Origin of the sequence: Mucilaginibacter polytrichastri (assembly GCF_001911425.1) — a bacterium.
In the GTDB taxonomy this organism is placed as follows: domain Bacteria; phylum Bacteroidota; class Bacteroidia; order Sphingobacteriales; family Sphingobacteriaceae; genus Mucilaginibacter; species Mucilaginibacter polytrichastri.
The window spans coordinates 2,403,435-2,413,693 of the sequence record NZ_MPPL01000001.1 but is presented as its reverse complement, the minus strand read 5'-3'; the positions used below and the strand labels follow the sequence as shown (position 1 = coordinate 2,413,693).

The following is a 10,259-nucleotide window of genomic DNA, read 5'->3' as shown; positions in this document are numbered from 1 at the left end:
TGATTAAAGTTTATAGTTACTTATTAAGAGTAAATTTAGTAAATTTAGATTACGTTACCAAATATCGTAATTATTGGATGATAAACTTTGAGTTCAAATCGTTTGGTTTGCAATTCTTTTCGTAACTTAATATTTTAAAGCCAATGTATTTATACTTTTAAAGTATTGATAACTAAATGTATATGATTTTCGTGTGTCCATTTAGATCAGGTTATAAGTAAACTTTAAGATACACCGTAATGAAGTCATCGATAGATATCAAAGTTAAAAAAGCGAAATGACGTTTATCTATTCTAAAAAAACGATATATCGTTTCAAATATCAATGGTTCGATAAATAAGTGGCATAGGTTCAATTGGTTAGAAATGGCATCATATTTTCATAGGTACTTTGAGGCTTTATATCATCAGCAACTCCCTAATGTTCCGCAACAGATAATGTAAACTTAACTTTATGGCCAATATTCCGGTACAGCAAGGAACAAATACATCAGTTTTAATAGTTGAAGATCACTTCATCGAGGCAAACAGCCTGAGTATTATCCTGGAAAGATCTGGCTATGCAGTCAGCTTTATTGCAAAGTCAGTTGATCAGGCTTATAAATTTTTTGAGAAGTCGGTTGTCGACATTGTAATTGTTGATATATTTCTAAAAGGTAAATTAACGGGAATCGATTTGGCCATATCGTTAAATAAATTGGGCATACCGTTCATTTACCTTTCGGCAAATTCCAATCCCTCTGTTTTTGAACTTGCGAAGGAAACTAACCCATATGGTTTTCTTGTCAAACCTTTTCGTGAGAAAGATGTGCTTACAGCCATAGAAATTGCAAAATATCGCCATGCTCAGGAAAAAGATATTATTTCAAAATCAGAGCAATGGGTGTCTGATATCCTGGTGAATAACATTAAGCTGGCATTTTCAACTGGTAAAAAAGTACTGCAACTTGCTAAAGCACTTGAACCCTTGCTTGCCTACGATTATCTGGTCGTATTCTCTGATCTCGATAATATTGACAAATTTAAAGTATATATCATCAGGAGGATAGGTCCAAACGATTACAAAGAAATTGACGGACAACATCTTTTCGAAAGTGCCAACCTGCAAGATAAGGACTACCAGGAATTTAATGATGCTGCCCGAACCAAATTTCTGCCTCAATTTTACGTGCTGGATGAATTTATCGATGAAAGCTACAAAAGTAAAGTTTCGCTGACCCTTAAGGAAGAACTAGCGTTAAAGTCTGGAATTGAATTACCGCTTTTGTTAGATAGTAAAAACCTTTTATTTTATTTTTACAATAACGATTTCGACAGTTTCAATGCGGGCAGTATTGAAACAATACTCCGGTTGAAGCCCCTTATCTCCAACGCGGCACGTTACATTTTTAATGCAGATCTTTCCTCACAGGGAACCTCAGATATAGGTCAACAAGTTGAAAAAAGTAAAAGCACACAGTTAAAATTTCCTGGAATAGTTGGCCAAAGTGCCAGATTAATTGATTCTCTGAACCGTATCTATCAGGTAGCTGCATTTGAAACGACCGTTTTAATACTTGGCGAAACAGGTGTTGGGAAGGAAGGCCTTGTTCATGTGTTACATTCGCTCTCTGAACGTAAGGTATATCCCTTGATAAAAGTAAACTGTGCAGCTATTCCCGCAGATCTCATGGAATCAGAGCTTTTTGGGCATGAAAAGGGTGCATTTACCGACGCCCGCGAAAAGAAAATTGGTAAATTTGAACAGGCCAATGGCGGCACCATTTTTTTGGACGAAATAGGTGAAATGCCGCTTGCCTTGCAAAGTAAACTTCTCCGTGTCATTCAAGAAAAGGAGTTTGAACGGATAGGGGGTAGGACTACTTTAAAAGCGGATGTACGAATAGTTGCGGCAACCAACCGCAATCTTCACAAAGCAATTAGTGAAGGTAATTTCAGAATGGATCTTTATTACCGGATCAACGTATTTCCGATTACACTTGCTCCGCTTAGAGAACGCCGCAGTGATATTAAAATTCTTGCTGTGCATTTTCTCGAAGCCAATATCCTTCAAACGGGTAAAAATATCAGAGGCTTTACTCCTGAAGTTATGGATCAGATGGAAGCCTATTCCTGGCCTGGAAATATCAGAGAACTTCAGCACGTAATTGAAAGAGCTGTACTGCTAACAGATACTGCCGAAATTTCGTCTATTGATCTTGAAGAAGAATTTGATTTGCCGTCTAATCCCGAAATTACGCTGAAAAGCCATGTCGACCCATTTAAACCGGAAAGCATTGTTGAGGCACTTCGTCAAACTAATGGTAAAGTTTCTGGAAAGGGTGGTGCAGCAGTACTGCTTGGTGTGCCAGCACCTGCACTGACCTACCAAATGAAAAAGCTTGGAATTGTATGGCGATTTATTTATGACGAATGAGCAGTAAAACGATCAATAGCGGTATGAAAGATATGGACATAAAATATGCAATAAAGCAATACCCGTTGATTTACATAATGTCTATGGTATTTACTATGTTCGTTACAGGCGCATACAGTTTGCCACAACAGCCTGGTTTGAAGGTCAGCAGGGATACGTTTTTAGTTAGGCAAATCAAGGTGCTGACTGATAGTGCAGCTTACTTATTTGGGATGCCCAAAGCTGGTAAAGAAAACTTCGCAAGGGCGCAAAAGTTATATGATCAGGCCCTACTTATTTCGAATGGTATTCATTCGCCCCAATCTGGATTGGATGTTATGTTGCTTAAGGGCCAATGTTATTATTTTAATACTGAAATAAAACCCGGAGACAGTTGCTTTAGTTCTGCGTTAGAAGGCTACAAAAAATTAGGTGATAAACATGCAAGGGGCATGGCCTTACTTACCTGGGCAAAATTTAAGCACGATTATGAATCCGCTGGTTATAAAGAAAGAATTCGAATGTTTTCGGAAGCTCAGGCACTCTTTAAGCAAACTGGAGATCGATTGAATGAAATTTATGCATTCAAATATATAGCTGACGTTAATCTATGTTATGGCAAGTTTGACCTTGCAAAACAGCAACTTTTGCAAGTGGTGGCCGATTATAAAAAGATCCATTATCCTGATCTAATCTACACCTATGATCTCCTTGCCGCCATATCTATATCAAGGGGAGAAACTGAACAGGTGCTTTATTATAACATGCAAATGATCAAAAGCATGGATGATAAACGATTTGCCAAAAAATATTACTATTTCTGTTACAAGATAGGGGACAATTATCTCAACATTGGATTACCATCACTAAGTACAATTTATTATAAAAAAGCGCTGGAAGCCGTTCCCCAATTTAACGATGTTTATAGTTTGTATCTGAACTACTTCTTGCTGGATAAAGTGATTACTTCGATGATTTTGGAGCACCATGGACAGGCCGCGCTCGCCTTTCTCATCAATTATATTAAAGATGCACCTGATACTGACGTCGCAAATGCGTTTATCAATAAGGATTTTGGTATTTGTTACCAGGAATTGCACAGGTATGCCGAAGCTGAAACTTACTATCTAAAGATGATTCCGAATATGGATAATGGAAGTTTGAAATTTATAATCCCTTTTCCAATTCGCTTTGAAAGTTACCGGATCATAGCTGATTTTTATGTGCTTACCAAACGATTTAAGTTCGCGGATAAATACCTGCAAGTAATGTCTGCCAGTAAAGAGACGGGCCACATAGCACCGCTGGATTTAAGTAAATTTTATTTGCTTAAATTTAAAGTTGACTCAGCAGCAGGAAATTATATCAGGGGCATCCGGTATTTGCATAAATATAACCAGATCACTGATTCTTTGTTCTCGGTCACCAAATCGCGGCAAATAGCGGAATTACAGATCAAGTACAATACTGCCAAAAAGGAGCAGGATATTCGTCTAAGAGATAAAGATATAGCCCTTCTAAAAAAGCAAAAAAGAAGTTCACAATTAACCTTATTGGGTGGTGTGATTCTTAGCCTCATTCTTTTGGGGGCAGGCTACAACAGATATAGGTATAAGCAGCGAAGCAATCTCCAGCTGCAAAAGCAGCAAAGTGAAATCTCTATCAAAAATCAGTCACTGGAAAAGCTGCTGTCAGAAAATGAATGGCTGCTTAGAGAGGTACACCATCGGGTTAAAAATAATTTACAGATCATCATAGGCCTTCTCATTTCTCAAACAGTCTATTTGAAGGACGAAGTAGCGCTTGACGCAGTATTGCAAAGCCAGCAACGTATTCAAGCTATGGCCCTGATACATCAAAAGCTCTACAGGTCACCGTCGATCTCTGTCATTTTTATGCCGGAATACATCAATGACCTGATCGATTATCTTAAAGACTGCTTCCAGATTGGAAACTCGGTACTTTTTAAAATTGATGTGGAGGATATTAGCCTAGATGTCGCCAAAACGATCTCCATTGGCTTGATCCTGAACGAATTGATCACAAACGCGGTCAAATATGCTTTCGGCAATACAGCACATGGCGTAATAACGATTGAGATGTTCAGTTTGGAAAATGGCAGGATAACTTTATTGGTAGCAGATAACGGTTGCGGATTACCAGGAGATTTTGACACGGACAGAAGTGAAACTTTTGGTATGAAGCTGATCAGAGGCCTGGCAGGGGATCTTGAAGCCGAATATCTATTTGAAAACAAGGAAGGAACGGCATGCTCAATTGTTTTTGACAACGGGAGTTCAACACATACAAACGAAATTCCTAATGTTTAGTCTCGCTTATAATTTCTTGCATCACGCCAATGTCACCATTTAAATACAGCCGGTTTAGAGCCATTTAATTAACATAGGTGAATGGCCAGGGTTTTTCAAATGATCAATTTTGTTATGCTCGTCCGGGTATCAACGGGGGGCTTAACATAAAAAGATCATGAATAAATATCAAAATTTATTAGATAGGCAGAAAGCCTATTTTAATACTAACATCACAAAAAGCTTTGAATGGCGCATTGAACAGCTTGATAAACTATCTAATCTCCTTAAAGAGAATTTAGACGAATTTTACGCAACAGTTTCAAAAGATTTTAAAACGGCTATCTCCGAGCAGGTTTTTGAAGTAAATGCGCCGCTCGGCATTATAGAAATGGTCAAAGGTCAACTGAAGAACTGGATGGAACCAACTATCGCGCCGTTACCAAAATTTCTCGCTGAAGCTGGCCATACGGCTTTCGTCCAACGTGACCCGTTTGGCTCAACGTTGATTATCGGCCCATTTAATGGCCCCATCCTCTTATTGCTTTATCCGGCAGTTACTGCACTTTCGGCCGGTAATACGGTTGTCCTTAAGACAAGTGTAGATACGCCTGCTACCAGTGCGCTATTGGAAAAACTGATACCTCAGTATTTCCAGGAAGAAGCAGTTGCTGTTGTAAGCGGAGGAGTTGAGGAGGTTACTGCTTTGCTGGAACTCCCTTTTGATTTTATTTTCTTTACAGGAAGCGCAAGAGTAGGTAAGATCATACTTCGCGCTGCCGCCGAAAATTTAACACCGGTTATATTGGAACTTGGAGGTCATAATCCTGCCATTGTCGATGAAACGGCTGACATTGCTGATGCCGCTAAAAAAATTGTATGGGGTGCAACTAGTTGGAGCGGTCAATTCTGTGCTTCACCGGGCTACGCCTATGTGCATGAATCTGTAGTTGAGCAATTCGTGGAAGAGGCGAAAAAAGCGGTCGTTGAATTATATGGTAACGATCCTAAAAACAACCCGGAATATTCTTCGATAATCAATGCCGCTCATGTTAAGCGATTGGCCGGTCTGATCGACCAGACGAAAGTGGTTGCAGGTGGCGAAAGTGATGAATCGGCAAGATTTGTTGCGCCAACAATTTTATACCCAATTACCTGGGAAGATAAGATTATGGAGGAGGAAATCTTCGGGCCAATCCTGCCGATCCTTACTTTCAGCGATCTTGATGTTGCCATCGCTAAGATTCAGAAAGCAGCAAAGCCGTTGGCTACGTATGTTTTCAGTACAAATAAGGAAAATACCGAGAAACTATTAAGCACCCTTTCTTTTGGAGGTGGCGCAGTCAACATGACCAATGTTCAATTATTTGTTGCATCCTTTCCGTTTGGAGGTGTTGGTGGTTCAGGAATGGGTAGCTATGTTGGTAAATACGGCTATGATTCACTTACCCACGCCAAACCGGTTCTTAATTCACCAGCAGGTGCCGTGATCGACCATTTATATCCACCCTATACAATGGAAAAGCTTCAGGCGCTTAATGGTTGGTTTGATTTTTAATCAATTTTAGTCAACGAACCGTCGCTGATACAGCGGCGGTTTTTTTATGCCAGTAATATGGTGTTATTAAATAGTCATAATGTTCAACGACTTCGCGCGAGTTGCGCTTATTAACATAGGTGAATGCATTTGGCAGTACATATCAGGAAATTTACGTCATTAATTAAAAGTAATAATAGTTATGGAAAACATAAAGGATAAAACTGGTCAGGATCATTATGATTATATTATAGTAGGCGGAGGCTCTGCCGGAAGTGTAATTGCCAGGCGCCTTGCTGATAACCTGAATGCTAAAATCCTTTTACTGGAGGCTGGTGAAAGCGGTGAAGGTATAGCTACGGTAGAGACACCGCACCGCTGGGTGGAAAATATTGGAAGTAAAATTGATTATTTATATAAATACCATCCGGCACCAGCCGTTAATAATAGGCTGATTTACGCACCAAGAGGTAAAGTTTTGGGTGGATCAGGTAGTATTAACGCGATGGTATGGGCCAGGGGAAACAGAAAGGACTATGACGGCTGGGCCGATGCCGGTAATAAAGGATGGGACTACCAATCGGTTCTCCCGTTATTTAAAAAAATTGAAGACTGGGAACTGGGCGAAACGGAGTTTCACGGAGTAGGAGGCCCCATCCACATTGAAAATACTAAGGAGCTTCATTTCTTCGACAAGGCATTTATCGATGCCGGTAGAAGTTACGGTATGCCCGCGCTTGCAGATACAAACGCCCCGGAACCTGAAGGCGTAGGCCCGATGAGTATGAATATCAAAGACGGTAAAAGATGCAGTCCATTCCTTGGATATTTAAAGCCTGTAATGAACAAGGCTAATCTAACCGTATTAACAGGTGCGAAGGTATTGCATCTGAATTTTGATGGGAAACGCTGCATTGGCCTGACCTACCTGAAAGACGATAGCAATATAGTTGCTACTGCTTCCACAGAAGTAATCCTTTCCGCAGGGGCATTTGAAACGCCACGGATTTTAATGCTTTCCGGTATCGGTAACGCTGAGGATTTGAATGCGCTCGGGATTGAGTCAAGAGTCAACCTCCCTGGCGTGGGTAAAAATCTTCAGGAACACCCGCTGGCATCAGTGATCTACCAGGTTAACCAGCCGGTCGGTCAATTTACTGAAAACCTGGGCGGAACGGATCTTTATTGGAAAAGTTCACCTAACCTGGACAAACCGGATTTGATGCTATTGACGATGCGGATGCCTCTGCCAACCGCTGAAATCGCTGCACAGCATCCTGTTCCGGAAAACTCTTTAAGTGTATTCGTAACCCTGGTAGATGTGAAAAGCCGTGGCTACGTAAAAATGACATCATCAGCGCATGATGCTGATCTGGAGATCCAGCCCAATTTGTTACAGGAAACCGAAGACCTTGAAGCGCTCACCTCGGGAATCGAACTTTGTATGAATCTTGCAGCACAGCCGGGCCTCAAAAATGTGATCAGCAAATGGGTATCTCCCCCAAAATCGCTTAACAGAGAGGAGATCAAATCTTACCTCAGAGATGCGTGCGCGCACTATTTTCACCCCGTAGGTACCTGCGCAATGGGTAATGGTGAGGATGCGGTAGTAAACAACAAGCTACTGGTACATGGGACGGACGGTCTAAGAATAGCAGATGCTTCAGTGATGCCGCAAATAACTACAGCTAACACCAATGCGCCGACTATAATGATCGCTGAGTTTGCGGCCGAATTGATTCTTGGAAAAAGGTAGAAATTGCTTGCAGATCCTGGCATCTTTAGATAAGGATTTTTCGGTTATCCGAATTGCTTGAAAAGACCGAAGGGCCAGCTTATTGCTGGCCTTTCTTATTCACGTAGATGCCGACAATACATTTGTTGGCCTTTAAAGTGGGATACCGGAGGAAGGTAGAACTCTATTTCGCCCTCCGTTCGCTCAATGGCGTTATACAGTCAGCGTCTAAAATGATTTTTTTATGTAAACTGCTTACTGTAAGCATGTTATTATATGGCATTGGTATTGAATAACATGTCTGGGTCTTTGGCTTGGCTGTTGAATATAAACAACGTAAACGAAAGCTATATCAAAGATATGATTTACGTAAAAATGTGTAAACAAATCCTAATTACGGATAAAGGCCCCGAATGAGAGTGACTGTACCTTTGTGTTATCAAATTAAAGACGATGTCAAAAATAATTTTTATCACAGGAGCATCTAAAGGATTCGGAAAAAGATGGGCCGAGGCTTTTCTGAAAAGAGGCGATAAAGTGATCGCAACCGCCAGGAATATTGAGGCTCTCCGTGAGCTGGTAGAAAAATATGGCGATGCTGTTTTGCCGCTGCAACTTGATGTTACAGACAGGGAAGCATGCTTTACAGCCGTAGCGAAAGGCAAGGCTAATTTTGGAAGGATCGATGTATTGATTAATAATGCCGGATTCGGACTTTTTGGAGCTATTGAAGAAGCTACGGAAGCCCAGGTCAGAAGCTTGATGGATGCAAATTTCTTCGGATTACTTTGGCTCACCCAGGCTATCATTCCAGTCATGAGGGAACAGCAAAATGGCCACATTATACAAATATCGAGTTACCTCGGCCTGGTTACACTGCCCATGCTAGGAATTTATAACGCAACAAAATTTGCCGTTGAAGGACTAAGTGAAAGCCTCTCATCGCAAGTCAAGGGTTTTGGAATTAAGGTCACTCTGATAGAGCCGAATGGTTTCCTGACTGATTGGGCCGGATCCTCCGCAGAAACAACTACACCGATAGCAGTCTATGATGGGTTAAGGCAGGCTTCGAAAGAACGAGCTGAAACCCCTGGCTATAAAGGCGATCCTGATGCGACCGTAAAACCAATGCTGCTCATTATTGATCACCCGAATCCTCCATTACGGTTACTGATGGGCAAAATTGCTTATCCGGCTGTCAAGGAGAATTATGAACAGCGACTGGCTTCATTTGCAGCATGGAAAGACGTATCGGATGCCGCACACGGGTCATTTTCAATGCCCGAGTAACCCTTAAGGTTAATACTTTTAAATCTTATAATCATGAAACACTACAGCAGTCTAATAGAACTCCACCGGGAAAATAATTTTCCCGCACCGGAAAACCCGCTGTTCAGCCTATTTGAAGTGGATAAGGATTCCACTAATTGCCTGATCGGCAATGAGGAGTTTACCTCTGATTTCTATATGCTCGCATTCAAAAAGCTGAAAGCCGGGGTCATTATGTATGGCAGAACGAAATATGACCACCAGGCAGGCTCCATGTTCTTTACTCAACCACGTCAGGTCATCAAAATGAATGATCTTGAATTTGAAGAAAATGGTTTTCTTATATTTTTTCATGAGGATTTTCTGAATGGTAATAGGTTACATGAAGAGATTAAACATTATGGCTATTTCAATTATGAAGTAAATGAAGCGCTACACCTCTCGCCTAAGGAAGAGCAAATCATCTGGGAATTTTATCGAAAGCTGGAGTTGGAATACTTCAATAACCAGGATGAATACAGCAGGGATATCCTGTTATCAAATATCAACTCGATGTTAAAATACGCACAGCGTTTTTATAAACGGCAATTTATTAACCGGAAAGAGATATCCGGCAGAATGGTATCCCGTTTCAATGACGCTTTGGAAAAATATGTAGCTGATGGCTTATTGCAAACCAAAGGCCTGCCATCTGTTTTTTACATCGCTGAACAATTGTTTACTTCTCCGCGGTACCTGAGCGATCTGATCAAGCAGGAAACCGGAAAGACCACGATTGAACTGATACATATTTACCTGATCTCAGAAGCTAAAAACCTGTTGCGAAATGGTGATGCGCAAACCGTGACCGAGATCGCCTATGCCCTTGGATTTGAAAATATTTTCTATTTCTCCAGGCTTTTTAAAAGGGAGGTTGGCATGAGTCCGGTTCAATTTAAAAAGCAGATCCTGAATTAGCAAACCCTGAATTATACGAAAATGTCCCTTTGGGAATAGCCGGATTTGATCCGGGAGG

The 10,259-nt window shown here is 40.9% G+C and carries 6 protein-coding genes; all 6 read left to right on the top strand.

Annotated elements, in window-relative coordinates; translation table 11 throughout:
* Window positions 1-453 precede the first annotated feature (453 nt).
* On the top strand, window positions 454-2,415 hold the full coding sequence (locus RG47T_RS10430) for a sigma 54-interacting transcriptional regulator (RefSeq protein ID WP_074489385.1): 1,962 nt from the start codon (window positions 454-456) through the stop codon (window positions 2,413-2,415).
* Window positions 2,412-4,724, top strand: a complete 2,313-nt coding sequence (locus tag RG47T_RS10425) for a tetratricopeptide repeat-containing sensor histidine kinase (protein ID WP_074489383.1) — start codon at window positions 2,412-2,414, stop codon at window positions 4,722-4,724. The genes RG47T_RS10430 and RG47T_RS10425 overlap by 4 nt, the downstream gene beginning before the upstream one ends.
* A gap of 157 nt (window positions 4,725-4,881) precedes the next feature.
* Window positions 4,882-6,261, top strand: a complete 1,380-nt coding sequence (locus RG47T_RS10420) for an aldehyde dehydrogenase family protein (RefSeq protein WP_074489381.1) — start codon at window positions 4,882-4,884, stop codon at window positions 6,259-6,261.
* A 181-nt stretch (window positions 6,262-6,442) separates the two neighbouring features.
* Entirely contained in the window at window positions 6,443-7,996 is a 1,554-nt protein-coding gene (locus tag RG47T_RS10415) for a GMC family oxidoreductase (RefSeq protein WP_074489380.1), read from the top strand.
* 432 nt (window positions 7,997-8,428) lie between these two features.
* Entirely contained in the window at window positions 8,429-9,265 is an 837-nt protein-coding gene (locus tag RG47T_RS10410) for an SDR family NAD(P)-dependent oxidoreductase (RefSeq protein WP_074489378.1), read from the top strand.
* Window positions 9,266-9,298: 33 nt separating this feature from the next.
* The gene (locus tag RG47T_RS10405) at window positions 9,299-10,201 is read left to right on the top strand and encodes a helix-turn-helix domain-containing protein (protein ID WP_074489377.1); all 903 of its coding nucleotides are present in this window, start codon (window positions 9,299-9,301) and stop codon (window positions 10,199-10,201) included.
* Window positions 10,202-10,259: the final 58 nt, after the last annotated feature.

Excerpts from the sequence above, each read along its gene's own strand:
- RG47T_RS10430 (WP_074489385.1), top strand. The coding sequence starts at position 454 with ATGGCCAATATTCCGGTACAGCAAGGAACAAATACATCAGTTTTAATA.
- RG47T_RS10425 (WP_074489383.1), top strand. The coding sequence starts at position 2,412 with ATGAGCAGTAAAACGATCAATAGCGGTATGAAAGATATGGACATAAAA.
- RG47T_RS10420 (WP_074489381.1), top strand. The coding sequence starts at position 4,882 with ATGAATAAATATCAAAATTTATTAGATAGGCAGAAAGCCTATTTTAAT.
- RG47T_RS10415 (WP_074489380.1), top strand. The coding sequence starts at position 6,443 with ATGGAAAACATAAAGGATAAAACTGGTCAGGATCATTATGATTATATT.
- RG47T_RS10410 (WP_074489378.1), top strand. The coding sequence starts at position 8,429 with ATGTCAAAAATAATTTTTATCACAGGAGCATCTAAAGGATTCGGAAAA.
- RG47T_RS10405 (WP_074489377.1), top strand. The coding sequence starts at position 9,299 with ATGAAACACTACAGCAGTCTAATAGAACTCCACCGGGAAAATAATTTT.